Origin of the sequence: Halomonas cupida, from assembly GCF_900142755.1 — a bacterium.
GTDB classification, from domain to species: Bacteria; Pseudomonadota; Gammaproteobacteria; order Pseudomonadales; family Halomonadaceae; genus Halomonas; species Halomonas cupida.
Genome location: NZ_FRCA01000008.1, coordinates 116,061 through 142,976, shown reverse-complemented (window position 1 = coordinate 142,976; position 26,916 = coordinate 116,061). Strand labels below are relative to the sequence as shown.

The following is a 26,916-nucleotide window of genomic DNA, read 5'->3' as shown; positions in this document are numbered from 1 at the left end:
TGCTCCCTTGCACTCCTTTCTTGACATTCGTGTTGGGTGGTGATGGCAACATAAGAGATAAGTTGCTCATTCTTCTCAGCACGCACAGCTGCAAACAGTTGCCTGCAATGCATGTTTTTGTGAAAAATTGTAATGCACAGCCATGTTTGGCCTGTTCCTGACCTCATGCCATTGTGATGCTACAGGATCTTGCCAAATAGGTAGTATATGAGACAAGTTGGAAGAATGTTTCCATCCTAGACGATCTTGTCTACGAAATGGTTAAAGTATTATTTCTTTTGTGAGCAAGTAACGCCATGCCTACTGGGTTATCTTGGGGTATCAACAGAAATATATGGATATCAGAAGGTTATTTTGTTGCACTGTGGCAGACAGTTATTCTTAGGATTTATGCACGTAATCCTGAAGTTGTTTCATCGTATAGTCGATCTGAGCTTCCTGGTGATCACAGCTCAGGAAGAAGCGTAAACGTGCTGCTCTTTCCGGGACTGCCGGGTAAACAATTGGTTGCACATTGATACCTGATTTGAAGAGTGCTTGAGAGACTTGCGCAGCTTTCATTGAGCTGCCGGTAATGACAGGAACTACCGCGGTTCCAATACTGTTGCCGGTATCCAGCCCCAACGCTCTGGCTTGTTTCAGAAAGTATTGTGAAATTTCGTGAAGTCGTGAGACACGATGTTGCTCAAGGTGAATCAACTCCAGCGCCTTGATCGCGGGGGCAGCCACCTGTGGTGGGAGCCCAACACTGTAGAGAAAGCCTGGTGACAGATAGCGAAGGGTATCCACCAGTGCCTGACATCCGGTGATAAAGCCGCCACAACTGGCCAGTGACTTGCTGAGTGTTCCCATCCAGATATCCACGTCAGAGGCTTCCACTCCAGCGTGTTCTCTCAATCCCATGCCGTTTTGCCCCAGGGTACCGAAGGAGTGGGCTTCATCAACCATCAGCCAGCATTGATAACGTCGCTTGAGCGATACGAAGGCAGCGAGGTCAGGGATATCGCCGTCCATGCTGTAGAGACCTTCGATCACGATAACCACCCGTTCGAATTGGTCTCGGTGTCGCTCCAGCAGTGATGTGAGGCTATCGGTATCGTTGTGGGCAAAGGAGATACGTTTCGCGCCGGACAGCTGGGCGCCAACCACTGCACTGTTGTGAACCCACTCATCGTGGAGAATCAGATCCCGAGGGCCCATCAACTCCCCCAGGGTCGAGACATTGGTGGCATGGCCACTGACGAACGCTACCGCATCATCGCAGCCATAGGACGTGGCGATAGCGCGTTCCAGCTGTTGATGGACAGGACGCTCACCAGAGACGATACGGCTGGCCGAGACAGTCGTGCCGTAAGTCTTCATGGCATCGACAGCGGCTGCTGTAACACGGTCATCACCTGCGAGCCCCAGATAGTTGTAGCTGGAGTAGTTGATCAACTCACGGCCGCCGATACGGGTGGTGGCACCGGCGATCCCTTCGTGGAGGCGAAAGAAGGGGTCGTCGAGCCCCAACTGCTGAGCCCCTTCCCGAATCATCGAGATCTGCTGATATTGAGGAAGGGTGTCGAAACGTGTCAGCGATGCCTTGTGTCTGGCGCCTTCTCCAGACTGTGGCGCCTGCCCCGGTGACCGGGGCTGACGTCTTGCGCTGCGTTCGAGCAGTTGTCGTTTCAGCTGTTGGCGATCCTGACTCATGATGTCGGGTCCTCGGAGACTTCCGCAATGGCCGCTTCGCTGCCATGAGCGCTGGCCAGAGCATGGCGGGCATCTCCTGCTTCATTGTCCTCGCCCTGGGTCAGCTTGCGTACCAGCACCTGGGCCAGCTTGTCGAGGCTGGTGGCTTCACTCATCACCATCACCGATAGCTGAATATGCAGACGTGCCTCGATGGCGGTCATCAGCTCGACGCCCATCAGGGAATCGAATCCCAACTCATAGACAGACTGTTGGCAGTCGATCTGCTCCGGGTCGATCAGCAGAATGGTGGCCAGCTCATCGCGCAGTACGTCGACCAGGGTGGTGTGCATGTCGGATGGAGACATGCTCATGAGCTCTTCGAGCAGTCCGCTGCCATGTTCCTGTCGTTCGTGGGACTCTCCTGCCTGCGCTGCCAGTTCGCGGAAGCGTGGCGCCTGGTCGGTGGGCAGGAAGCGAGCCAGACTGTGCCAGTCGAGGGGCAGTACAGCGATCTGGCTATCACCGCTCAACAGTAGATGCTCCAGCGCCGAGAGTGCCTGGAGAGAGACCAGGGCTGCTCCACCGAGCCGTTCCTGAAGGGCCTCCAGGGTGCGCGGGTTGCGCGCCAGGAAGCCGACATCCTCAATGGCGCCCCAGCAGACACATGTCGCTGGCAGGCCCTGCTGCCGACGCATGGCGGCAAGGCCCTCCAGCCAGCAGTTGGCGGCTACATAGCTGGCCTGCCCCGGGTTACCGAACAGGGTCGTGGCGGACGAGTAGAGCACAAACAGGTCGAGCGAGAGATGGCTGGTCAACTCGTGGAGGTGGCGTGCCCCCTGGATCTTGGGGGCCAGCACACGCTCGATGCGTTCAGCATCAAGGTGTCGAATCAAACCATCATCAATGACGGTGGCCGCATGCACCACACCGCGCAATGGCGGTAGCGTTGCGCCGCAACGCTGTATGACATTGGCCAGGGCCTCGCGATCAGTGATATCACAGGCCAGGGCGCTTACCTCGCAGCCCCGTTCCTGCAACCTGGCGATACCAGCTCTGGCTTCGTCGGTTGAAGCACCGCGGCGACCGAGCAGCAGGAGATGTCCCGCGCCATGCTCTGCCAGCCACTCTGCGGTACGTAGGCCGAAACCTGACAGGCCGCCGGTGACCAGGTAGGTGCCTTCATTGTCGAGTGTCAGGTACTGAGGGTCCGGCGATGCCTGCGCTGTGCTGCTTGTGCTGGTGTCGGCAGTCACTGTGCTGCGGGTTACCACCAACTTGCCGATCTGGCGTGCCTGCTGCATATGGCGGAAGGCTTCGACAACGCGATGCTGAGCGAAGGCGCTGTAGGGCAATGGGTGCAGAGTGCCGTCTTCGAACAACGCCATCATTTCGCGGAACAGACGAGTGGTCAGCTCCGGTTTTGCCTGCATGATCTGGTCGGAGTCGATACCAAAGTAGCTGAGGTTGTGGCGGAACGGGCGTAGCCCCATCGGCGTGTTTTCATAGAAATCGCGTTTGCCCAGCTCAAGGAAACGGCCGAAGGGTGCCAATACCCGGAGGTTCTGGGCAATGGCCTCTCCCGCCAGTGAGTTGAGCACCACATCGACACCTTTTCCGTCGGTGTCGCGGAGGATTTCCTCAGCGAAGGTCAACTGGCGGGAATGGTAGATATGCTCGATACCGTAGAGGCGCAGGAAGTCGGCCTTCTCCTCGCTCCCCACCGTGGCGTAGACCTCTGCGCCCAACCAGCGGGCCACCTGAATGGCAGCAATGCCGACACCACCTGCTGCACCATGGATGAGTACCCGCTCACCAGGCTCCAGTTGGGCCAGGTGCTTGAGTGCGTAGAACACGGTAAAGAAGGTAGTGGGGATCGTCGCCGCGGCAGCGAGGCCAATACCTTCCGGCAGCCGAGTCACTGCGGTCTGTGGTGCTACTACCTGCTCGCTGAAGCTGCTGGGGCCGAAGCCGACCACGGCATCACCAGGCTGTAGATCACTGACATTGCTGCCGACCTGTTGGACGACGCCTGAGAACTCCAGTCCAAGGGTTGCCCCGGCAAAGCCGTCCTCGATGGCCTCGTCGGACAGCAGGCCCAGGGTATACATCACGTCGCGGAAATTGAGTCCGGTAGCGTGAACATCCACCAGCACATCATCGCTGCCGACATCGTCCAGTACAGCCTCGCGCCACTCGAGATGGCGCAGTTGGCCAGGGAGACTGACTCTGAGCTGACGAGTGGTTGAGGGAGCAATACTCCGCGAGTTGGCCTGTGGATCATTCGCGGAGCGGACCTGTAAACCAGTAGCGCTGGAATCATCCTGCTGTGCATCACTACGCAGTCGCACGGCAAAGCGTCGTCCCTCTGCATCGTAGACCAGCTCGGTTTCCCGAGAGGGGTGCTGCAGCTCGATCGTCAGTGCCTGCAGCAGCGTCTCCGGCCAATCAACATCACCCCGTGGAGTATCGACCAGAGTGACATGTCCGTGGGCCAGCTCATTGGCCATCGAGCGCACGAAGCCCCAACTGGCGGTATCCGGGGAGACAGTCTCGACATTCGTCTCGCTATCTTCCTTGTTCCCGCGGCTCTTGAGCTCGTTTGGCTGCAGCCCGCTCTGCTGGAAACTGTTTGGTTGAAACCTGCCCTGATGAAACCTGTCCTGATGGAATAGAGATGCCACTGACTCGGTCAGTACCCACAGGCGATGTGGGCGCTCGAGTTCTTCAAGCCGCTCTACCCAGCCGGCCAGCCAGCCACAACGCTCGACCTCATCGCGGGAGGAGCCCAGCAGCGTTAGATCGACCAGTTGCAGTTCATTGCTGCCGGGAGCAATCGTCTCCAGGTCGGCAACGTCTGTCAGGGCCTGCTCGTCCAGGCACTCGACGGAGAGTCCTCTGGACAGCAGGGCGGCTTCGAGGTGCTGGGCAACCGCGGTGTCCCGGCCACTAACCAGCAGATAATGGCGATCGGGTTCATCCGCGATGCGATCAGCCGTGGTGGTGTCGAGTTGCAGGCTATACAGCTGCATGCCCTGGCCACCCTGTTCCAGCGGCTGTCGCTGTACGCCCTGGCTATAGTGGCCGAGCAGTCGCTCAAGCTCTTGCTGCTCGCAGCAGTCATCGTGACCAGAACCTGCCCCCGGAGCTGCACACAGGCTGTCCCACCAGTGGCTCAAGGGGCTATAGAACACCATCAGCCGAGCGCCGGGAAGCAGCAGGTCGGCAAGCTGAGAAAGCTGCTTGCGTGCCGCTGCGAGGCTGACCGGGCTGAGGGACAGCACGGCAAGCTGGGCGGGAAGCTCAAGCTGTGCTTCGCTGCCGGGTCTCACCACCTCGATCAACGGCTGCTGCTCCTTGAGACGCATGGCCCGTTGTTGACCATCTTCATCGCTGGGAAGAAGCATCAGGTCGAGGTGGTCGGCATTAACACGGTCGCTCAGCCATTCGCTGATGCGAGGGGCGGCAACACCGGCTTCGACAATTCGCAGGCGCTGACCGACCGGCAGGACGGCGACTTGTGCCTGGATTGCAGTACTCAAGTGCTGACCCAGAGTGGCCCAGCCCTGGTCACTGAGCGTATGTGGGGCCAGAGCTGCCAGGCGCTCGGACGTGAGGCCGAGCGATGCTGCGTCAGTGCTGCCCTGCAGCAGTTCGGCAAGGTGCAGGCCATGGCGGCCAATGCGTTGCGTCAGTGCCAGGGCGTCCGGGTATTCGGCGATCAGCATCTGCCAGATATCGCCGGCACTGATGTCATCACCCTCAAGTAACTGCCAACCCTGGTCGTCAGCCACCAGACTGCCGGCGTCTTCCAACTGAGCGATCAGTTGATGCCACTGGCGCACGCCGTCGGGATTCTGGGCCAGGCGTGTCTCCAGTTGTTGGCGGTCGAGTCGAGTGCTGTGGCCCAGACTGTGCAGTGCCTGTCTGGCGAAGGCCTCGCTGAGACGGTCGAGCAGCGGGCCCAACTCCTCGGAGTAACGAGACTGGGTGGCGTGTGCCACCACGTCGCCCAGCTCGCTGATGGCCTGCTCAATGTGGCTGAAACTGCGGCTGAGATTGAGACCAGGATCCTCGCCGGCGGTGGCTCTGGGATGCGGTGCCGGTACCAGTACGTTGCGGACCTGGTTCAGCTTGGCCTTGTGGATCTGCTTGAGTCGCACCAGACGGAAGCGAGTGGCCTCGAGGTGGGCAATGCATTGTCCTTCAGCATCGAACAGACTGAAATCAGCCGTGAAGGAGTGCGGCGAGCGTCGGCGCATGGTGGCGACGGCAAGCTCGGGAAGGTCGCCACTGGTCCGCAGCTGCAGGCGCTCGACACGGACCGGCACGAAAGCAAAGCCTGCCGCAGCGGTCTCGGTGTCGTTGAGTAGTGGCAGGAACAACTGGAAGGCGCTATCGAGACGGCCCGGCGCCAGGTGCTGGAAGCGTTCCTCTTCGCGCGCGTCGGCGCTCAGCCTGCCGATAATGGTATCGCCTTCCCGCCAGGCGCATTCCAGCGCCTGGAAGGCCGGACCATAATCCAGACCGATGTCGCTGGCGATGGCCAGGTGCTGGTCGCGATGGATATCGGCATCTCGCTCCGGTAACAGGGGAGCACTGCGCTGCAGATGAGTTCCAAGGCTTTCACTCAGCAGACGGGCCCGGGCATTGAGCTGCCACTCACTGCCACTCTGGATGTCGCGGGACTCGATGGTGATGTGGCCCTGTTGCTGGCCAAGCGTCAACCGGGTCTGACGGCCATGCTGGCCATCGAGCATCATCGGCGCAAGAATCTCGAGGGACTCGATTTCCACCAGTTCGCTGTCGCGTTGGTGGATCGCCGCGGCGATGGCCATTTCCACGTAACCGGCCCCGGGGAAGACCGGCGCGCTGCCGACCACATGATCGGCCAGCCAGGGATGGCGCTGGATATCGATCTGGTTCTGCCAGCAACCCTCCATGACTTTCGTGCGGTAGCCCAGCAGTGGGTGCTCCAGGTGACGGTCAATCAAACCCCAGCCGTGCTGGCTTGCCGGCATCCAGTAGGATTGGCGCTGCCAGGCATAGAGCGGTAGATCAACGAACTGCCCGGCGATAGGGAAGACCCGAGTGAGATCCCGTTCAACACCACTCAGCCACAGTTTGCCGAGGCACTGCTGCAGGTTGCGGATGCTGTCGCCTTCACGTTGCAGTGAGGGAATCACCGTTCCGGGAAGTTCATGATGGCGCTGGGCATCCTGGATATAGCGCTTCAGTACCGGGTGGGCACCGATCTCGACCAGCACGTTGGCACCACTTTCGAGCAGTTGTGCCATGGCCTCGGTGAAACGTACGGGCTGGCGGATGTTGTCCCACCAGTAGGCGGCATCCAACCGCGAGGTATCAAGGATGTCACCAGTGACAGTGGAGTAGAACGGAATCTGTGCGGCGCGTGGAGCGATATCCGCCAGCGATGCGAGAATGTCCTCCTCGAGCGGGGCCATGACACTGCTGTGGAACGCATAGTCCAGCGGTAGGCGGAAACAGGCGATCTGCTGTTCCGAGAGGCATTCCTCAAGCTGTTCGATGGCGGCTTTCGGGCCGGCGAGGGTGACACCGCGAACACTATTGTCCCCGGCCAGTGCAATGTCATGGAAGCGGGGCTCATCCAGCCATCGGCGAGCGCTATCGGCATCCATCACGGCTGCCGTCATGACACCCTGGCCACGGGTCAGCCCCTGGAAGTGGCTGCGCTGACTGATGACCGTAACGGCATCTCCCAGCGTCAAGGCGCCACAGGCCCAGGCGGCGGCCACTTCACCGACGCTATGGCCGGTGACCGCCATTGGCGTAATACCCCAACTGCGCAGAGATTCTGTCAGTGCAACCTGGAGAGCGAACAGCGCGGGCTGGGCGACTTCGGTACGCACCAGGCGACCACCGCCGTTTTCACCCTGCAACTCTGCTCTCAGTGAGAAATCACTCTGCTCGCGGAACAGTTCATCAATGTGGTCGATGGTGGCGCTGAATACCGGGCAATGGTCGAGCAGCGCACGGCCCATGCTTTCCCACTGACAGCCGTTGCCCGAATAGACGAAGACCGGCCCTTGAGCGTCGGGCTGGTAGCGAGCCGTCGCCACCTGCTCTGCGCCATCGCTGCGTTCGGCAAAGGCTCGCAGCACTCTGCAGGCCTGCTCACGATCGTCGCTGAACAATACCGCGCCATGCTTCAGCGGCGTTCGGTTAACCTCCAGCGCATAGGCGATGTCATAGAGCGGCTCATTGCCCTGCTCGAGCCGGGTCGCGAGGCGCTCGGCCTGAGCGTGCAGCCCTGACTGGCAATGGGCCGAAAATCTCAGTGGCAAGCTGTGTGGTGGCTCGCGTTGAAATGAAGACCCTGGTTGAGCTGGAGTTATGGAGACAGCTTCTTCTGGTTGTGCTGCCGCGGATTGCGATATCGGCGCTTCAGATTGCTGTGATTGCTCTGATGCTGGCGACTGCTCCGAAGCGGGTGACTGCAGGATGACGTGGGCGTTGACTCCGCCGAAGCCGAAGGAGTTGACCCCGATGGTCAGTTGGCCCTGGCTGGGGAGCTGACGTGCCTCGGTGACGATGTCCAGGTTCCACTCATCCGTCTTGATGCGTGGGTTGACCTGGGTGATGCCGATGGTCGCGGGTACCTCCCGGTGCATCAGGCTGTATAGCGCCTTGCACAAGCCGGCAACGCCGGATGCGGTTTCCAGGTGCCCGATATTGCTCTTGACCGAGCCTATCGGCAGAGGTCGTGAGCGTTGTCTGGCCAGAGCTTCACCGATGGCATAGGTCTCGATGGGGTCGCCGACGGCAGTGCCGGTGCCATGGGCCTCGAGATAATCGATGGCATCGACGCTGATACCAGCATCGCTGTAGGCCCGGCGCATCAGGTCTATCTGGGCCTCACCATTGGGAACGGTCAGACCGGACTTGTGACCATCGGTATTGACCGCACTGCCGGCCACCATGGCCACAATCCGGTCGCCGTCCTTGACCGCCTGGTCGTAGTCCTTGAGCAGGAACAGCCCGGCACCTTCGGAGCGCACATAGCCATCGCCGGCTTCATCGAAGACTCGGCAGCGACCGTTGGCCGACAGCATGCTGGCCTTGGTGAAGACGATGAAGCCGAAAGGATGCAGATGCAGGCTGATGCCTCCGGCCAGGGCGGTGTCACAGTCGCCGCCGAGAATGGCCTGACAGGCCTGGTGAAAGGCGACCAGCGATGATGAGCAGGCTGTATCGACAGCCATGCTCGGCCCTTTCAGGTCAAACACATAGGAGATGCGGTTGGCGGCGATGCTGGAGGTGTTACCGGTGGCGGAAGGGCTGTCCAGTGCTTCCAGATCATCAGCGTGGCGATAGGCATAATCGAGACTCGAAAGGCCGATATAGACGCCACAGCGCGAACCCCTCAGCTGTGCGGCCGGTATCCCTGCATGCTCGGTAGCCTCCCAGGCCAGTTCCAGCAGCAGGCGCTGCTGCGGATCCATGTGCATGGCTTCCCGCGGTGAAATACCGAAGAAACCAGCATCAAAACCACTGATGTCACCCAGACTACCGGCGGCAAAGGTCACGCTGGTGCCGGGGTGTTGGCGATCAGGATGGCTATAGAGTTGGTGATCCCAGCGCTCGGGATCCACTTCGGTCACAAGGTCGGCCCCGTGACTCAGACTTTCCCAGAACGACTCACCGTCGATGGCGGGGAGCCGATGAGCGGCTCCAATTATTGCGACACGCCTTGTCATTGCTGCTCCTGTAACTCAAAACCTTGTTGCTGAGTGCCATGTGCTGCCCGGGGGGCGGTGCGTTCGCTCTCGGTTTGATGGCTCTCGGCCTGGTCCCGCAGCGTCTGGCGCTGGGCGAGATCCTGCCATAGGCGTTGTGCCAGGCACTCTATCTTGGTGGGCGCTGTCGTCATCGTTGTTGGTTGACACGCATCTCGCGTGCTCCATACCAGGTAGTGGGTGTCGCCGGAGGGCTCACCCAGGGATTCATAGACCGCTTCCATGATCGGGACATGGTCGCCGTACCAGCACAGCAGGCCATGACGAGGTTGCTCGATCAGACTGTCGCGCAGCTCGCCCAGCATGCTGTCGGCGTTGTGCAGGTGGCGTAGATATACCGACAGAGTGTCGGCATCACGTTGTTGAAGCCGTGTTTCGATGTGGTGGGGAATTCGATTGCGCCACTCGCTCGAAGCCGGTTCCAGATGGAGAGGGCCGTGGTTTTCCATGGTGATGACGAACACCATCAAGGGCTGCTCATTCTCCTGTGGCCCTGTTTCCTTTGGCCCTGTCTCCCTTGGCCCTGTCTCCTGTACACCAGAGCCCTGGGCGAGCAGCTCATGCACCTTGCGCGCCACTGCCTTGTCACTGATGTACTGTCCGTCACGCTCGGCAACGTCGAAGCTCGATATATCGATGAACTCATCGAAGCCCAGCATCGGCATGACACGTTCCCGGTCATAGAAGGAGGCCGGATAGGGATGCAGGGCAACACAGCGATATCCGATCTGTTTCAGCGCCGACACCAGATTGGGGATTGCCTGGCTTGCCATGGGGCGGTAAGGCATGAAGCGGTGCATGCCCAGCGCAGCATTGTCGATGCCAGTAAGAAAGGCGGCTTCGCTGCGCACGGTGTTGGCGCCCCATACCGGTACCCTGAGCGGCCCTGAGGCGAGCGCCTGCATCCTCATGCGGTCCCAGTTTGGCAGCAGATCCCGGGGTAGGTCCGGCTGCCATTCGCGTGGGTCGAAGAAGGCCTCGCTCTGCACGATGACCATATTCGGCAGAGACTCTTTTGACAGAGACTCCTTTGACAGAGACTCGCTTGATGGAGACCCTGGGGAGGCAGTGCGGTGTGGCTCGCGCAGGCAGTCCGGCACCAGGCTTGGGTCGAGCGGCTCTGTCGGATACAGGCCATAGGCCCAGAAATAGCTGATCATGCCATGGCGATGAAGATCTGTTTGGGGGTCCAGAGTGACGGACGGCAGACGAGTCAGGCCAGTCCCCAGCAGTAGTGCTCCGCTGCCGCCGATGCTGGCGACACACAGCAACCAGACCATGGCACCGTGTGTCGTGATCAGCGATGGTTCCCACCACAGGAAGGCGAGAAACGCCGCAGCCCCTGAAGTACTTGCCGCAATGGCCAGGCCGAGGCCGAAGAAGGGCACATAGAGGCGAGGGTGGCGAATGGCATCGAGAAAGTACTCGAAGTCCTGAACCAGAAACGGCTCCTTGAGGCTGTCCCACTTGCTGCGGCAGGACTGAATTACGACCAGGTACAGCACGTTGAGCAGCCCGGCGCTCAACCAGCCGCGCTGCAACACCAGCAATGCCAGTGCATACAGCACCAGCCAGGTGCCGACATGGATGCTGAGTGTCGCCCGGGATCTCTGTCTGAATGGCGCGGGTCGTGGTTGGACCAGTGGCTCACAGGCCAGGCTGAGCAACAGGCTCAGTAGGGCCGGTACTCCGACCTGCAGGGTCAGCATCAGAACCGGTTCCAACGTCATGGGCGGCGGACTCCGTAACCGAACCATGACACCAGGCGTTGGGAGAGCGCGGCAGGCAATACGGCCAGGCACCAGGTGCCGAGGCTCAGTGGTAATGGGAAGCTGCACCTGGCCTGATTGCGCTCGATGGCACGATGAATGGTGGTCGCCGCGCGCTGGGGTGACCACTGGAAGGGCTTGGGACCAGGCATTGCCCGGGCCATGGCCGAGTCGACATAGCCGGGCATGATCACGCTGACGCCCACGCCATGTGGCGCAAGGACGCCACGCATGGCTTCGCCATAGGCTTTGATACCCGCCTTGCTGGCGCTGTAGCTGGGCGTGACCGGCAGTCCGTACCAGGCCGCCAGCGAACTCAGATAGACCAACTGACCAGAGCCACGGGACTGCATGCGGGGCGCCAGCAGTCGGGTGATCTGCATGGGCACATGGAGGTTGATGTCGAGCAGTTGACGGGCCTGCTGGAATGACTCCAGTTCCAGCGTATGTGTCACCCCGAGATTCATCCCGGCACAGAGTATGGCCATGTCTGGACAGTGCTCGAGACCGTCAATCCAGTGGTGAAGTTGGGCGGTGTCGTTGAGGTCCGTCTGGTCGCGAATGACACTTTCCGCGCCCAATTGCTCGCACTCCGCGGCAAGTCTGCTGAGGACCTCCTGGCGACGCCCATGCAGGATCAACGCAGCGCCGTCCGAGGCATAGCGGCGTGCCAGAGCACCACCGATGGCCCCAGTGGCGCCGGTAATCAGAATCAGGCGGCGTGGGGTAGCCATTCAAGAAGTTCCTCAAGTGGTGAGACAGCGGCGTTGAGAGCGGGAAGGCTGTTATCCACCGCCAGGCGGATAGCAGGCTGGCAATAGAAGCCACCATTGATCTGGACGGTATGGGCAAGGGTGTTGCGGAAGGCCGTTACCAATTCCGGCTGGGGAGGTTGTGGATGCTCCCAGAATCCATCGAGGCCGGAGGTCTGGGCGAGGCCTTCGAAGGCGTAGATGGCATCCCCCAGCGCCAGAGTAGGCAGACCCTGTTCCAGGGCGACGATGCCGCTGGTGCTGTTGACCGTTATCATTCCTGTTGCTCTGGACAGCAGACGGTTGAGATCTCCGCTCTCCAGGTAGAGCACGCGCGCTTCGATATCGAGATGGCGGGCCAACTCGCGGACCTGCTTTTGATACGGCACCAGCCCCATGTCCAGAGGGTGGTTCTTGATCACCAGTCTGGCATCACCGGGAGCATGTCGAGCGAAGGAGGTCATGACCCGCTCAATCACATCGATCATGTCCAGGAAGGGTGAGTGCTGGAGAATCTGTGCATCTCCGTTGAGCTGAAGCGGCAATACAAAGAAGGGGCTTTCCTCTGTCAATAACGTCTCGATGCGTGCGGCATCACGGGGCTTGTGCCATTTCAGCATAGTGAAGCGCTTGATGTAACCGTAATACTCCTTTGGCGCCTTGATCGGTGCATGGTTACGGTAGCCTGGAGCAATCAACGGGTTGGCCAGACCAGCAAGGTGATAGATCACGTCGTGGCTGGCGCGTTTCCAGAAAGCGCTGTGAAACTGCCTGGGTTCCGGTGCTGGACCAAGGCGGGCATAGGCTTCGCGAAACCAGTCTCCGTGGCGGGGTAGACGGGATTGGGCATTGACGCCATCCGGCTCCAGGGTGATCCAGTGTGGACGTAGGTAGCCTTCCTCGAACACATGGGTACGTACACCGAAAGCTGGCGCCATGGCGGTGGCTGGACGATGAACAGGGCGCTGATCGCCGAACAGCAGTTGATCGGTAATGTGTCGCCGACTGTAGAGGTCGCTGAGGAACTCGCCCAGTGAGTCTGCGGACTGGCGATACAGGCGTTGCTCCAGGCCTGTTCGATAGAGCAGATCTCCACCGTTGAAGTTGACGGCCAGAACGCTGTGCCCCTGGCGCTGCAGTGCCTTGCACAGCTCGGTGGAAAAGGGCGAGCAAGGCCCCTGTAGCGCAAGGAAAGTACGGTGAGGCAGCGTCATGTCAACGTTGTCCCTTCAGAGAACGGCGGTAGAACCGGTACAGGTATTGCCAGGCTTTCAATGAGCGGTCGCAGCGGCGGGCCTGGCGCAGCAGAGTGACGGCGGTTTCGGCGTTGATCGGCTGAGCTGTCCGGGGGTCGACATAATGGGGGTAGAGCAGCAGTGCACCGGCGACCAGTTCTTCCAGCTTCAGGCTGCGATTCCTTCGGGCTGGCACCTGACCGTGATCCTTCGTCAGTCCCCAGCCGGCATAGAAGGGGACTCCATAGGTGACGACAGCGGTACCACGAATCAGAGCCTCGAAGCCGGCAAGTGATGTCATGGTATGCACTTCATCGGCGAGTTTGATCAGCCTGGTGATGTCTCCGCTGACCTGGACGTCGAAGAGTGTCGAGGGGACCCTCCCACCATCGCGCACACCACTCAGTACATCGGGATGTGGTTTGTAGAGGATGAAGGCGGACGGGTGATCGCGTCGCACCCTTGCCAGCAATTCCGTGTTGGTGGTGATGGTCCGACTGCCTTGCCGAATGGAAGCGTCGCTCTCCACCTGTCCCACCACCAACAGGCATGCTCTGTCGCTGGGTGGCTCGGGAATCAGGTTGGTCTGCTCGGTGGCACCACTTTCACTGGCACTACCTTCGCTAGCACCACCTTCACAGGAGTTGTACTTGCTGACACCGCTGGCCACGATCTGCTGGATCAGATCTTGTGCACGCGTGCGGAGTGCTTCGGAGAACTCCGCATGTTGAAGAAGGTGTTCAAGGTCACTGGGACGGCTTGGGTCATAGTGGATACCACGACAGTCGAGTGCCAGCGATAACGGTCGCACCAGATCGACTCCCAGCCCGACAGATCTCAGGAATCCATCCTCCATTCGCCACAGCGGCTGGGGTAGCGGTTGGTCCGTTTGCTGGCTGGCCCAGACCAGAGAGCGTAACGATGCCTGCTCGACGGGCTTCTCTTCTGTTGTGCCGATTCCAGAGGCAAGTGACCGATGTGTCACTTGAGCTGCGGGACCGAGGAAATCGCCGATGAAGCCACGTTTCCAGCGCGAGAATCCCAGCGTTTGCCAACTGCCTCGGCAGCGCTCGATCTGACGTCTCTGGTCATTGATCAGTTCGAGTGTGGCAGCGAGATGGCTACGCTCTCCGGTGTAGGGATTGACGTATCGGGTATAGCGTAAATAGGCGGCAGCGAATATCTGGCTCAAGGTGGCCCGACGCTGACGCCGTTGGCAGTGCAGATGATCATGGGTCAGACCCCAGCCGGCGTAGAAGGGCATGCCATGACAGGTCACCGGTAGCCCGGCGAGCAGGGCCTCGAAACCGAGCTGGCTGGTCACCACATGCGCTGCACTTACCGTATCAAATAGCGCCCAGGGGTTGATGTCGTCGGTAATGACTCGGCAACGCGGATGCTCGATGGCATGAGCCAGATGTCCCTGTTTGGTGCCGGAGATGACCTCCGGGTGGAGCTTGACCAGTATCTCGGCCTCGGGATGAGTCTCGAGAGCGCTTTCCAGCATGGCCCGAAAACTGTCGGCGCTGGCCATGCCAAAGGTTATCGATGCATCATCTCGGGTCTGATCCACCACCAGAACACGTGTCCGTGACCCTGTCGGGAGGGCTGCATCGGGCGCGTGATTGTACTTCGACAGACGCAACTCGCGGATGCGGGCCATCAGTGCCGTAGCATGTGCCTCCTCGTCCGCCGGGAAGCGTCCCTCCTCGATCCATGTCTCCAGATCCGAGGGGCGAGTAGCGTCGTAGTAGATCCCCTGGTGATCAACAACCAGAGAATGTGAGGCGTAACCCTGCCCAGCGGTGCCCCAGGCGCGTATGAAGCCATCTTCCAGTGCGACATAAGGGCGTCCGGTCCGCTGCGCCCACTGCCGCGACCTGCGGGTCGTCGGGCGGTAGCCCCAACCAAGAATGGCGTCATGTCGCTGAAAATGGCGCCGTGACCACGGGACCAGACGCTGAAACTCCGGTAGACAGACGGCCAGGCCGGGATGTTGCGCCATGGCCCTGGTAGTGATCAATGCCGTACGACCGGTACGGCTGGTTTCCTGCATGGCAGGCACGGCGCCGGGTGCCGAAGCATCGGGTGAGAGTTGCATCATGGTTGCGGGAGGCAAGGCGTCGTCATGTCGGGAGTGATGAATGCATTATGCTGTGGCCAGGTCGCTGGCCCGGTCATTCGCCTCGTTGGCGGCGTGACCAGAATTGTTGTGTCCGGGCGGGGTTGCCTATGTCTCGAGCCTTATCCGCGGCGGCCTGGGCCATGGCTCGGGCATCGTCCGGATAGTCGAGCAAACGTTTTGCACAGCTGAACCAGTGATCCGGGGTGTCCTCAGCCAAAAGGCCATCTCGGCCATCCTCAACAAGCTGAGAATACGGAGTGTGGCGGCTGAAGATGCCCGCTCCGCCCATCACGGCAATATCCAGATACTTGATCACGGACTTGACGTTGTTGAACGGCGTTGGCCAGAGCGGTGCAAGTCCGATCTGAAGACGTTGTCGTTGCTGATAGCCACGAAATGCCTTCCAGCCCAGCGGTGAAGGTGTGGCAACTCGCGGCAGCGAGCTCAGTTCAGAAGGCGTGAAACGGCCCAGCATGATGTCGAGGTTCAACCTGGGGGAGTGGTCGTGCAGCCGGCTCAACGCTGGAGCGATGCGCTTCAGGTCTGCCAGATGAGCACGGGTACCATGGAAGCCCAGGGTCCATTGATCGTTCTGAAAGTGACCGAGATTCGGCAGTGGCGATATCAATGCCGGCGGCAGCACGCTGATATGACGATGGTGGCTGGCCAGGCGGCTTTCCAGTGCCGTGCTGCAGGTGACGACTTCGTCGACCAGCGGCAGCAACTGTTGCTGCTGGGCGTCAAGCAGGATCATCCGCTGTCGATAAGCATCAGGAAGAGTTGAATCCTTCGCCGCAGCCTTGAGGTCGTCGTCGATCACATAATAGAGGCCAGCAAGTTGGTTGCGCATATCGCCCAGAGACTGAATCCAGTCCTCTGGCAGGCCTCTGACCACGATGACATGGGCATCGTTGAGCACGGACTTCAGCCATGGCCAGCACCAGCGAGGGTGTTGCCAGCGGCGAGTATCGAGGCGCAGGACGCGGGCTCCCTGCTGACGTAGCCAGGGAGCAGCCGAGGCCAGAAAGTAGATATCCTCGGTTGGCCTGGCGCCGTCGCTGAGAAGGATCCACTTGGAGTGCGTCTTCAGCAATCAGTTCGCATCCATGATGTCGGAGGTATTCGCTTCAGGTCTTGGGTTGTGCCGGGCGCAGGATGACCCGTTTGACTTTCTCGGTGGTGCCATCTTTCTCGCGCTCAACCTGGCGAATCGCTACACCACCCAACCCAGCCACTCGCAGACGACCCTCTTCGGTTTCATTGATCTCTGCAGCTAGCGCCCTGAGGGTATAGCGAACAAGATTGGCTGCGCGCTGGTCTGACATATTACCGAGGAACTTGGGGTTGCTGGACTTGATACGTTCCACCAGAGCTTCAGCTTTTATCTGAGTAATATCTGGGGTTGCGGCTTCAGTTGTTTTAGTGCTTTTTGTAGTTCTTGTGGCCATGTAACACCTCCATTGATTCCGGTTGGTTGAGCGCTTCTGCTGTCAACCCAGAAGCTCTCTTGCTTGAACATACCGCGCAATGCCCACCGAGGGCGAAATGCTTTGTTGGCAACCCTCTAGTCGACTTCTTACCTTGTTTATCGCTGGGGCCGTAGGTCGCGTCTATTCAGGTTGGATATCTTGCCGATCTTCTATAAACGCCCCTGGCCCTATCTCAGAGAAAAATCTTCGTGCACCAAGGTCAGATTGGGATTGTAGGCTGGGTCCGAATCCAGCTTCTCGCCCCAGACGCGACGCATGTACTCGACTTCTTTCTGTGCCCGGGCCCGCTTGTGGCTACTGTCGTCGGCACCGCGTGAAACGGACTCATGGTGGTAGAGCTCCGCGTAGGGCGTCCACAGGTTGCGATAGCCTGCCTCGCGCACCCGTAGGCAGAAATCCACATCATTGAAAGCCACCGTCAGATGCTGGGCATCGAGTCCACCAACCTCGTCAAATATGGCCTTGCGGACCACCAGGCAGGCAGCCGTGACAGCCGACAGATTATGTGCCAGGTGCAGACGGGTGAAGTAGCCGAAGGCGTTGCGAGTGAAATACTTGTGTGCATGCCCAGCGACGCCACCGATACCTAGAATGACGCCACCATGCTGAACCGTATCATTGGGGTAATAAAGTTTGGCGCCGACACAGCCAATCTCGGGTCTGGCGGCCTGGCTGACCATTTCGCACAGCCAGTCACTGTGGATCGGCTCGATATCGTTGTTCACCAACGCCAGCATCTCGCCTCTGGCCTGGCTGGCACCGAAGTTATTGATGGCCGAGTAGTTGAAAGGGTGGTTCCAGTGCAGCACGCGCACCCTTGGGTCACGCTGCTCGACCTGACTCATGTAGTCCAGTGTCTCGCGGCAGACAGAGCCGTTGTCCAGAATCAGCAACTCGAAGTTAGGGTAGTCCGTACGTTCGAGAATGGCGTCCACGCAGGGTTGCAGGATTTCCACTCGGTCACGGGTCGGCACCAGCAGACTGACCATGGGCAGTGGTTTGGGCAAAGGCCAATGTACGCGGTAGGTATTGGGATAGTGCCCGTGATCAACGGTGGCTTCTGGCGCGTGGTGCTCGAGAAAATCGCGGACGGCTTTCATGCCGGCCTGGCTGGTGTAATTCTTCTCGGCACTATTCTGCGCTGTGGAACCGGCTATAGCACGCCAGTGGTAGAGAACGTGGGGGATATGCACAATCTGATGGTCTTCCAGGCGGGCGCTTACCCGTAGGACAAGGTCATGATCCTGGCTGCCCTCGTAGCCTTCGCGAAACCCGCCTGCTTCATGCACCAGAGTCGTGCGATAGACGCCCAGATGCGAAATATAGTTCTGTGCCAGAAGCAGGTCCGGATTCCACTGCGGCTTGAAATGAGGATCAAATCGCTCTCCGTCTTCGCCAAGCTTGTCTTCATCACTGTACAGCAGGCCCGCATCAGGAGCATGGTTCAGGACTTCGGCGACTCTCAGCAGCGCATCGGGCGATAGACAGTCATCGTGATCCAGCAATACCACGAACTCGCCGTTCACCAGTGCCAGGGCGCTGTTACTGGCAGCGCAGATGTGTCCGTTATCTGAACGGTAGACCACCTCGATTCGTGAATCGCTATTGTCGTACTCCTCAAGCACTGCTTTCACCCCGGAATCGCTGGAGGCATCGTCGGCAATGCACAGTTGCCAGTGAGGGTAGAATTGCTCCCTTACCGAGTCCAGGCATTCGCGCAACCAGTCGGGGGAAGGGTTGTAGACCGGCACCAGCACCGAGATCAACGGCTGCTCGGAAAGCCTGGCGAGGAGCTGCTGAGCGTCCTCACGAGATAGCTGGTCGCGGTTCTTGAGCCATTGGCGATAATTGAGCCGCGGAGCATAGCGTTCGAAAGTGGCATCATACTGCTCTAGCGCCAATTCCCGCCAATGTCGCCCCTGTTCATGGGCGATGCGCTTCAGCTCAGGCAGGACCTGGGATTTTCCTTTCTCTCGCCACTGGTAATGCATATTGGCCAGACGGCTTGATAGACGGTCATGGGCAAACCAGGGGCTCAACCAGGCGAAACGCAAGTGCAGCAGCGTGAAATAACCGGCGTCTTCCATGGGATCGAAGCGAATGGCTTTCAGTGGCTTCTTTACATGGAAAAGACGCTTGGTGATCCGACCGCTCTTGAGCGGCAGGAAGACGCTTTCCTCTTCGCTGAAGCCATTGCCGGTATCCAGATAGAGACGCACTGATACCTGGGGCTGGTCGTGATCCATGGCGACCTCCAGCATCTGCCAGCCGGGTAGGGGCAGCCCCCTGGTGAGCATGAACTGGGGGTCGTTGTCGGTAGCCCTCCAATCCCAGGATTGGTCGAGAGACGGCTTCAGATCATGCTGTGGCTTCAGTCGACACAGGGGATGAACGGTCAGAGGGGTCAATTCCAGCAGTTGCCGCAACCAGCTTGATGCCCCATCAAGTCCTTTGGCGTAGCTCATGTTCACTTGCCTTTCGGCTCTTCTGCATATAGGGGCCGGACGGGGAAGGCCTGTCTGGTTTGGGCCACTCGACACTGTATCTGATCACCGGCGCTCAACTTTACTGGCAGGTGAAAACCGATATAGCCGCCTCTAGGTACTCTTAGTCGACAAAGCCCGGGACGTAGCTCCGCAGCCATCACACGGGCCTGGAGTTCGCCGTTGATCCAGACCTCTACTTCGACAGGAGCTTCGTTGTCTCCGGCCCACCATGCCCAGCCGGCAACCCGCTGAGTGGTGGCCTCGACTACGTGTGCGTGAGCGTAAGGTAAGCCGTCTCGAAAGAGCGCCAATCGTGAATCAAATAGGCGTTTACTGTGCTCGTAAAGTGCGATATCACGCTGATTCAAGTGTTTGAGCTCTGCTATTTCATCCTCCTCCAGATCATGAACAGCTTCAAGGCGGGTCTTTCCCTGGTTATCTTCACGGTGAGGAATTTCGATGCCATATCGGGCGTTGATCAACTCCAGGCTGTCGGAATACCTTTCAGTCAGGCCGATAACCCCAACAGACTCATAAGAAACGCCATGCAATATCTTGCTCTGACGGTTATGCATTACTGGTCGAGAGTAAAAATCTCTGAAAGATCCTTTGTACCCATAATGGCGAACGAAGTGGGCGTATTCAGAGGCCATTCGCTGTAGAGGATCCCTCAGGAATGTTATCGTATTGGTTATTCCGAACAATGAAACAAAACGACCGATATTGACATGCCCACAGACCATGGGGACGTTCTCATTGGTACAGGAGTTCCCAAACCCCCAGAAGTCTGGCTCGTTATTATAGAGATATTCCTGAACTATGCTGGATGTGGTGCCCGAGTTTTTTCCATAATCATAGACGATTTGCTTCCCTTTAAAGAAATTCTCAGCTCCCAGTCGAAAACTGGTGCCGGCGGTCTTGGGGATGTGGACGAAAAAAAGCGGACACATATTTATCTCAAGATATCATGATTGATGATTTTCAAGTGTTACACCTTGGTGTGCCCTGTAGTCCTCGATAAACCTTTCCAGCCAGTCGATGTTTTTCTTTCCACTTTGCTTAGTAGTCATGTGGCTTTCAAAGTTGGTCTTGCTGTAAAGTTCTACGTTGCAGAAATCGGCTATTTTTGAAACCTCGTTCGTGGAGTTTTTAACTAGATCTTCGAATCTTACCTCCATGTGCGGAATGCCAAGGGCACAAAGGTTCATTCTCCATAAGGAATTATGGGATCTCAAGACGTCCAGTTTATTCATTATTTCGTCGAAGTTGTACTTTGGGTGCTCTGCAACAGGCTTTTGTCCGTGTATCCATACGCCGGTGCGGGATGCAACGTAAAATGATATAGCTTGTTTTGCCAAATCGGCACGAGTTACCAAGACAACTTTGCAGTCTCTGAAAGTGTCGAAGATTTTTGAAAATCCACCGAGGTTCATCACGTGACTATAATGAATTTTGCAGGAAAATACTCCGTTTGGTGATGTTCTGCGAGCACGAAGCTCATCAACTATTTCGGACGTGTTGTTTTTTCTGGTGATCTTTCCCCAACGTTTTAAGTTGGCGGGGTTTAAATATTCCAGGGGATATCCGAGAGACTTGGTTGAGTAAAGTAAATGACCAAGCATATGGCTTCCGCAACGAGGGGTGGAAGCAATAATCAAGTCTCTGGTTTTTCCAGTAAAAGAGGGGAAGTCGTGGCTTTCTGAAAACTGGTCTTCATATAGATTCATTCACAAACCTCATGATGTCATCTATCATTTCTCTAGTTAGTATGATGTTGTCGGAGTGTATTTCTGGTCGATGGTTTTTGTAATCCATTTTTTTGCAGTCGACTAGACTTCCAGATGATGATAGACCTTGGAGAGGGTGGTAGTTGAATCCCTTTTTTTTGCTGAATTTGTAGTACTCAGAAGATATATGTTGAGAAAATATCTCACATATAGAGACTTTTTCTTCACAAAAAACCAGGTTGGCAAGCCCCGCACCATGAGGTGCTACGATCACTGAGGACGATGACATCAAATGAGCGGTTTCAGAAAGACTCAAATCTTCGAAATAAACTACCTCAAAGTTGAGTGGAATCAGATTTTCCAGAAGAGCCGCTTCGTTAAGTATCCTTCTTGAATTTCCTTTGGATCTTGAAATATATAGTTTTTTTCTCTCTCCATTGTTTTTGTTATCATGTAGAAAGATCGATCGAATGTAGTTCTCAACCCAGTCGGGGGTGTACAAGGATGACCGGCAGGGGGTAACGGTTACTACACCGTCAGCTTCAAATGTTTTTGGAAAAGAAGAGAAATCAATAACTTTTTCTTCTGGGATTCCCAAGGTTCTGAAAGATTCGTACTTGAAAGAAGAGTTGTAATAGTTTACGTATATGTGGTCAAAATCGTCAAGGTTGTGCCCAGCACTTTTAACAGCATGGATTTTAGGGATCAAATCAAGAAGCCAGTGGCTATAGAGGTTGGCGCCGGGAGTGACAAGATCCAATACTTTTCCTTTTAGTTTCCGGACCCCCTTCTTCTCGATGCTGACTTTCAGTTCTCGTCTTCCGGCTGGAGAGGTGAGGACATCAATAAATTCACCATTGCAATAGAATGCTTTTCGCAGCCCAAGGTTAACCATGGGGTTATGCAACTCATAAACCTCAACACGAGGTTCTATCTCATCACCCACTGTAACAAGAGGGTGCTCGTATGGAAAATCGTGGTCCAGAACATTCTTCTTCGCCAGGAACACTTCTTCCGACTTTATGGTTGCTCCCATTAGTCAGACCTTTTGGAAAAATGAGTTAAAAGCACCAACTATATCATTCTGAATGCTCGTTATCTTAAGTTGTTCAGACTCGAAGATAGCACTGTCTACATCAGATATTTTTACTTTCTTGTTTGTTTCTATTTTCTTTGAGAAAGGGCGGTCGATGGAGGAGAAATAATCATGGAATTTGAACTCTCCGCCAGCATGAAGCTTTCCATTGTCCAACCATGCATTCGGAATTCCAAAAGAGTCAGAGATTATAAGTCCATGAAGGCTTTGGCTTATGATGATGTCGCAGCTCAGCATTTCTTCGAAAACAGAAGTGTAGTCGTCTGTCCTGAAGTCAATGATTTTGTAATTGTCAAATTCTGAAAAAAGATCAAGGAAGTCTGGGTTGTCAACATTGCTGTGATGGGGGATTACTCCGGCCGTAAATTTTTTTTCTGGCCGCTTTCTATATAGCAAAGATGACAAGAGCCCTGGATCGCCCAAGGATAGCCCCTCTCCATACTTCCCCAGCATATGTCGGGTCAAATGTCCCCTTACTGATATCAACCTAAGAAAGTCGAGGTTGGCGTGTTTTTCATCAGAAATAGGCTCTGGTCTCATAAACCCAGATCCTATTACATATAATTCTTGCCTGTTTTTTGGCCACTTCGGTCTGCTGTAAGCCCAGGAAAGGATGCTGCCTGTGCTCAGCAAGTCTGCTTTCATTACAGACGTCTTGAAAAAACCAACATTGAAGTAGTCGCGAAGAAGTATGGGGGTTATCTCGTCACCCAGGTTTTTCATTCCTTCAGGGCTTCTCCACCATGTGGCACTAATTTCCCTCATTGCTTACCTTCCTTATTAACTTGATAATCAGCTCCATCTGAATGGCTAGCGCTTCTTCATAACCGTCAGAGTTCTCGGATTCGCTGTGTGACGTTGGCTGTGATGGCCAGTCCTGACTATCCATGAAGGTGTTTCGAAGAAAGTCATTGTCTTTCTTGAACCTCTCGAGGATCCTTTTCCTTTCGTTTTTTGAAAAGAAGTCAGGGCTTTTCTCGAAGATGCGAGAGTTTTTTTCAACCAAACTCTCCAAGTCCCTTTTCAGGCTTTCATCATGAACGTCCGTGAATAAATGAGGAAGCTTGGATAATGTGTCACATAAGTGGGGGTTCAAGCTTTTATTGCTTTCGAGTCTGGAGCAGTTAAATTCGTTGGCTGGAAGCTCCAGGCGGTGGAAAAAATCTGCCACCAGATTATTTTTATACAGTTTTCCCCCGTCTATAGGTACTACATCCATATTTTTCTTCCCATATACTCTGGAGAAGAACTTGGCCGCGGTACAGTAGTTAGGGTTTCCTGATAGTAATGCCGTGTTTACAAAGTCCTGAAAGTTTTTTCCTTGCTTGTACCCCCATTGCTGCCAAGCAGACAATAGAAAGTCATCTTGCCTTTTTATGTAATAAATAATTCTCGTGTCGTCGAAATATCGTGCCAGCTCAAGATGAATCTGTTTTCCTGATGCCTGGTTAAGCTGGTTTACCAGGTTTTCTGCTGAAATTATTATGGAATAATTGTTGTCAAGGTGAGAGCGAATGTTCTCCAATTTTGGTAGAAGGTCTTTTGTGTCGCCGCTCTCCATGAGCTTTCTGAAAAATGGTCTGGGAGTCTCGCCGTTAGGGTTGAACCCCTTTTCCCAGGGTAATCTAAGCTGTGGGTCGGGTACTATTATTTTATGTTTTTTAAGCTGGTCTCGATTCTTTATTATTGCTTTTTGAATACTCGTGGAACCACATTTTGCATGGCCGGGATGAAGTATTAGTCTCATTAATCCATCCCCTTACGATGCATCTGAGAACTTTTCCAGAGAGATGCCAGGAGGTAATGCTACTATTGGCTTGTAGTCGGATTTCTGAATGTTTTCCACATCCAGATTAAGTGCGTTTGCCAGCAGTTGATTCCCTCTTTTGAAATGTTCATCAAAAGCCTGCTGTTCTTCGGCTGAGAAGAGCGTAAACTTGTCTTCCTCGGCGGGAATAACCTCGGACAACTGCACTATCTCCTGGCGGAGACGTACGAACTCTGAGTTATCCTTGGCCATTCTCCCCCGAGCCTGAAGCACTGCAAGGCATCGTGTCGGCAAGGACGGATTTACAATAGGGTTATTTTCCTTCTTTCTGGATACAACAGGCATTCCAAATGAGTCGAAGAAGCTGTTTACTACTGTCTTGCTATATGGGATGGCTGTGACATTCTTCTGGCCTACGGCATCTTGCCAGCGCTTTATATTTTGATAGTAATTCAGCCACGAAAGGTTTCTCATGGCGAGAGTGAATAGTGAAGCTTCATACCGCACGTTGGAGTCTTTCACTAACTGGTTGAATAGTGATAGAAGCAGCTCAGACTGAGGCCGTAAAGTGAATAATACTTGAACGCGGTTGAAGTTTTCAGTGGCGAAGCTCTTGAACCTTGGGTTATCCCAGTAGAAAGGAGAAAGTTCGGAAGAAAGAAGCACACTATCTGCAGGGGATTGGTCCATCTCCTTCTGAAGTTTTTCAAGAGCTTCAGCTGGAGTCATATCACTTTGATAAGCTCCGCTACCTTTGAAGGAAAGTGCAAAAGGGTGATGTGAGTGGTCAGGCCACTGTAGTGTCTGTGGGTAAAGTATTCCCTTGTCAAGGAAATCGTCTTTCTGAGCCTGAATTTGTGCCTGAATTGCGGATGTTCCGGTCTTGGACCAGCCAACATGCAAATATAGGGTATCTTTTTTCATTACTCACCAATAAACGGGTTGCGTCCAACTTGACTGACCAGCTTCCCCCACTTGAGGATCTGCCCTTCATCCAGCGCATCACTTCCTCGAAGAACCTTCGGGAAGCCAAGCGCCTGCCATTTTTCCATGGGATGTAGTATATGGAAGGTTGTGAGGCCTATATCGCCCGGGCGCTGAGCATCGGCAACGACGTTGTCACCAATATGGAGATGACGGTCGATTCCCTCCTGGGCAAGGTCCTGCTTGATCATCGCCCACATGGAGCCATTATCCTTGCGTTTCTGCTCTGTGCTTGACACGAGCAGCCTATAGGGCACCGCAATACCTACTTTTCGCAACATCAAGCCGACTTGTTCACGCGTGTAGTAGCTATCGGATATGACCCATAGCTTATGCCCAACACTTCCCAGGTGGTTGAATAGCTCAACCATCTCGTTCTTCGGAAGGATCATTTCGAGATCCAGCTCGAACTCCTTCCTCATCAGGCCATCGGCGTCGGCTTCGGAAATTCCAAGTTTAGCTCCGAGTTCCTTATAGATGTCATCTATAACGACATCTCCCTGGAAGTTTGCTCTCTTGCGAAGTTCGAATTCCGCGGAGTTGCGAAGTTTCATGAAGTCGTGTGGATCATCCACCATCCCTTGTTCGCAGAGATGTTTTCCAAGTTTCAGCTTTGCATAATCGGCGACGGTGTACTCTCGCCTGACAAGAGTATCAAATACATCAAAGCTTATGCATGCGTGTGCTTGAATCGCAGGGAGGTGCTGTTCAATAGTGCCGCGATAGGATGATGTTGTGTAACTCTGGTCAGTAGTAAACTGTCCAGTGGTCGGGTAGTAGAAAAATTGCTTATAACCCTTTCCTTCCACTAGTGAACCCAGAACACGCTCGAGCGCATGGAGCATGGAGCCATCATTAGGCAACGGTTCTGCAGGAAAGTCGTCATACTCCCAGCCTTCTCTGATAACACCGTCCAGAGCTTCCGGTCTTGCCCAGAACATTCCGCCGACAGGGTAACTGATGAACTCGGTTCCTGGCGGTAAATCCAGAGCTTTCTCCCACTCTCGAATGAAAGGAACATTCATGGTTACATGATTAACCCAAACAGGCATCATCCAGAATGTAGTAGGGTAGTAAAGCCCAAGCTTCTCATCCTCCGCAAAAGAGTTGAGAACGCCTGATATGATGTTGGGGTCACGCAGAAGGTACTCTGTCAGGTAGTCTGCCCACTGTGTCTGCTCTTTGCCGGAAAAGAGAGATTTCTTGGAGTGCAAATGGCAGAAAAGGTCATATTCTTTTATTTCTTTGGAATATTCAACCAGCATTGGGCCGAAGTTTCGGCCACGATTGGGGACTATTCTTATTTCGGTTTTGTTGACTCTTGGATGTCCGCCAAGAGTGTTTCTTGCATGATCGGTGAACTCCTCCTTGGCCAGTGTCAGGAGTAGGTCGATTTCAACAGGAAACGCGTCCAGTGCTTGGGCAAAGCGATCAATAAAATCGTCATAGAAAATATGGAGGCAGATGGCGATTTTAAGAGTTTTAGCTTTTTCGCCTATCGTTCTTTCCGGAGTTAATATTTCGCGAGGGGACCAGCGATTAATGGCGGGCCCATGAGTTCTTCCCTCGATTTTTCCGTTATTGATATAATGGTATAATGGGCTAATCTGGTGATGGAAAACATCTATGTTTTCCCGAAGATAAGTCTCGCTGTCGAATGCTGGAGAAGGGTTGACAGGAGAAAAACGCGATTTTGTCAAGTAGTCCGAGAAAATAGCGAAGTCATCTTCGAAATCTATGCTATAGGTTTCTCTGTACCACTGAGGGTCAAAGAGCCCAGCCTCTATGCATTCTCTCATCGCTGTCTCATGTTCGTGCTCCTGCATCGGCATGGACTCTGGCTCCTGTAAAGGTATGTGCTCTGGAACAATTTTCAAGACCTGAGCAGGAGGGTTTTCTTGTTTTTCGCTGTTCTCCTGAGAATGTTGAGTAGTGGATTGCGTTTGGGATTTTCTTTTTACCCCATATGTGTTGCGCAACCAGATCTTAAGGAACTGAGATTTTTCCTTTATGATTTTTTCCATGTGACTTC

16 protein-coding genes are annotated in these 26,916 nt (G+C 55.6%); all 16 read right to left on the bottom strand.

What is annotated here, in order from left to right:
• Nucleotides 1-381 precede the first annotated feature (381 nt).
• The 16 genes from BUE38_RS14885 to BUE38_RS14810 all read right to left on the bottom strand — a co-directional run bounded on the left by BUE38_RS14885 (nucleotide 382) and on the right by BUE38_RS14810 (nucleotide 26,908).
• Nucleotides 382-1,695: an aminotransferase class I/II-fold pyridoxal phosphate-dependent enzyme gene (locus BUE38_RS14885; RefSeq protein WP_073436027.1), complete on the bottom strand. Its 1,314-nt coding sequence runs from the start codon at nucleotides 1,693-1,695 to the stop codon at nucleotides 382-384.
• Nucleotides 1,692-9,413, bottom strand: a complete 7,722-nt coding sequence (locus BUE38_RS14880) for a type I polyketide synthase (RefSeq protein ID WP_073436026.1) — start codon at nucleotides 9,411-9,413, stop codon at nucleotides 1,692-1,694. Before BUE38_RS14880 ends, BUE38_RS14885 begins: the two co-directional genes overlap by 4 nt.
• Nucleotides 9,410-11,182, bottom strand: a complete 1,773-nt coding sequence (locus BUE38_RS14875) for an LTA synthase family protein (protein WP_073436025.1) — start codon at nucleotides 11,180-11,182, stop codon at nucleotides 9,410-9,412. The genes BUE38_RS14880 and BUE38_RS14875 overlap by 4 nt, the downstream gene beginning before the upstream one ends.
• Nucleotides 11,179-11,955, bottom strand: coding sequence for an SDR family NAD(P)-dependent oxidoreductase (locus tag BUE38_RS14870; protein ID WP_073436024.1), 777 nt, complete (start codon nucleotides 11,953-11,955; stop codon nucleotides 11,179-11,181). Before BUE38_RS14870 ends, BUE38_RS14875 begins: the two co-directional genes overlap by 4 nt.
• Nucleotides 11,934-13,187: a capsule biosynthesis protein gene (locus BUE38_RS14865; RefSeq protein WP_073436023.1), complete on the bottom strand. Its 1,254-nt coding sequence runs from the start codon at nucleotides 13,185-13,187 to the stop codon at nucleotides 11,934-11,936. The genes BUE38_RS14870 and BUE38_RS14865 overlap by 22 nt, the downstream gene beginning before the upstream one ends.
• 1 nt (nucleotide 13,188) lies before the next feature.
• Nucleotides 13,189-15,327 carry a capsular polysaccharide biosynthesis protein gene (locus BUE38_RS14860; RefSeq protein WP_234987026.1) on the bottom strand — a complete coding sequence of 713 codons (2,139 nt, stop codon included), beginning with the start codon at nucleotides 15,325-15,327 and terminating at the stop codon, nucleotides 13,189-13,191.
• Nucleotides 15,328-15,385: 58 nt separating this feature from the next.
• Entirely contained in the window at nucleotides 15,386-16,426 is a 1,041-nt protein-coding gene (locus BUE38_RS14855; RefSeq protein ID WP_234987025.1) for a glycosyltransferase, read from the bottom strand.
• 34 nt (nucleotides 16,427-16,460) lie between these two features.
• The gene (locus BUE38_RS14850) at nucleotides 16,461-16,781 is read right to left on the bottom strand and encodes a hypothetical protein (protein WP_143166344.1); all 321 of its coding nucleotides are present in this window, start codon (nucleotides 16,779-16,781) and stop codon (nucleotides 16,461-16,463) included.
• A 209-nt stretch (nucleotides 16,782-16,990) separates the two neighbouring features.
• On the bottom strand, nucleotides 16,991-19,288 hold the full coding sequence (locus BUE38_RS14845) for a glycosyltransferase family 2 protein (RefSeq protein WP_073436021.1): 2,298 nt from the start codon (nucleotides 19,286-19,288) through the stop codon (nucleotides 16,991-16,993).
• 2 nt (nucleotides 19,289-19,290) lie between these two features.
• On the bottom strand, nucleotides 19,291-20,259 hold the full coding sequence (locus BUE38_RS14840; RefSeq protein WP_073436020.1) for a hypothetical protein: 969 nt from the start codon (nucleotides 20,257-20,259) through the stop codon (nucleotides 19,291-19,293).
• 15 nt (nucleotides 20,260-20,274) lie between these two features.
• Entirely contained in the window at nucleotides 20,275-21,036 is a 762-nt protein-coding gene (locus BUE38_RS14835; protein WP_073436019.1) for a Stf0 family sulfotransferase, read from the bottom strand.
• Nucleotides 21,023-22,072, bottom strand: a complete 1,050-nt coding sequence (locus tag BUE38_RS14830) for a glycosyltransferase family 61 protein (RefSeq protein ID WP_073436018.1) — start codon at nucleotides 22,070-22,072, stop codon at nucleotides 21,023-21,025. The genes BUE38_RS14835 and BUE38_RS14830 overlap by 14 nt, the downstream gene beginning before the upstream one ends.
• Nucleotides 22,073-22,075: 3 nt before the next feature.
• On the bottom strand, nucleotides 22,076-22,897 hold the full coding sequence (locus tag BUE38_RS14825) for a polysaccharide pyruvyl transferase family protein (protein ID WP_073436017.1): 822 nt from the start codon (nucleotides 22,895-22,897) through the stop codon (nucleotides 22,076-22,078).
• Nucleotides 22,884-23,879 (bottom strand): hypothetical protein, encoded by a 996-nt coding sequence (locus BUE38_RS14820; RefSeq protein WP_073436016.1) that lies wholly within the window; start codon nucleotides 23,877-23,879, stop codon nucleotides 22,884-22,886. Before BUE38_RS14820 ends, BUE38_RS14825 begins: the two co-directional genes overlap by 14 nt.
• Before the next feature lie 12 nt (nucleotides 23,880-23,891).
• Nucleotides 23,892-24,824 carry a hypothetical protein gene (locus tag BUE38_RS14815; RefSeq protein ID WP_073436015.1) on the bottom strand — a complete coding sequence of 311 codons (933 nt, stop codon included), beginning with the start codon at nucleotides 24,822-24,824 and terminating at the stop codon, nucleotides 23,892-23,894.
• Complete coding sequence (locus BUE38_RS14810) at nucleotides 24,824-26,908, bottom strand: rhamnan synthesis F family protein (protein WP_143166343.1); 2,085 nt, start codon at nucleotides 26,906-26,908, stop codon at nucleotides 24,824-24,826. The genes BUE38_RS14815 and BUE38_RS14810 overlap by 1 nt, the downstream gene beginning before the upstream one ends.
• Between the last annotated feature and the right edge of the window lie 8 nt (nucleotides 26,909-26,916).

Coding starts and splice junctions, on each gene's coding strand:
- BUE38_RS14880 (WP_073436026.1), bottom strand. CDS start 9,413: ATGACAAGGCGTGTCGCAATAATTGGAGCCGCTCATCGGCTCCCCGCC.
- BUE38_RS14815 (WP_073436015.1), bottom strand. CDS start 24,824: ATGAAAAAAGATACCCTATATTTGCATGTTGGCTGGTCCAAGACCGGA.
- BUE38_RS14840 (WP_073436020.1), bottom strand. CDS start 20,259: ATGTGTCCGCTTTTTTTCGTCCACATCCCCAAGACCGCCGGCACCAGT.
- BUE38_RS14875 (WP_073436025.1), bottom strand. CDS start 11,182: ATGACGTTGGAACCGGTTCTGATGCTGACCCTGCAGGTCGGAGTACCG.
- BUE38_RS14820 (WP_073436016.1), bottom strand. CDS start 23,879: ATGAGACTAATACTTCATCCCGGCCATGCAAAATGTGGTTCCACGAGT.
- BUE38_RS14845 (WP_073436021.1), bottom strand. CDS start 19,288: ATGAGCTACGCCAAAGGACTTGATGGGGCATCAAGCTGGTTGCGGCAA.
- BUE38_RS14850 (WP_143166344.1), bottom strand. CDS start 16,781: ATGGCCACAAGAACTACAAAAAGCACTAAAACAACTGAAGCCGCAACC.
- BUE38_RS14865 (WP_073436023.1), bottom strand. CDS start 13,187: ATGACGCTGCCTCACCGTACTTTCCTTGCGCTACAGGGGCCTTGCTCG.
- BUE38_RS14835 (WP_073436019.1), bottom strand. CDS start 21,036: ATGAATCTATATGAAGACCAGTTTTCAGAAAGCCACGACTTCCCCTCT.
- BUE38_RS14885 (WP_073436027.1), bottom strand. CDS start 1,695: ATGAGTCAGGATCGCCAACAGCTGAAACGACAACTGCTCGAACGCAGC.
- BUE38_RS14810 (WP_143166343.1), bottom strand. CDS start 26,908: ATGGAAAAAATCATAAAGGAAAAATCTCAGTTCCTTAAGATCTGGTTG.
- BUE38_RS14830 (WP_073436018.1), bottom strand. CDS start 22,072: ATGGGAGCAACCATAAAGTCGGAAGAAGTGTTCCTGGCGAAGAAGAAT.
- BUE38_RS14825 (WP_073436017.1), bottom strand. CDS start 22,897: ATGAGGGAAATTAGTGCCACATGGTGGAGAAGCCCTGAAGGAATGAAA.
- BUE38_RS14870 (WP_073436024.1), bottom strand. CDS start 11,955: ATGGCTACCCCACGCCGCCTGATTCTGATTACCGGCGCCACTGGGGCC.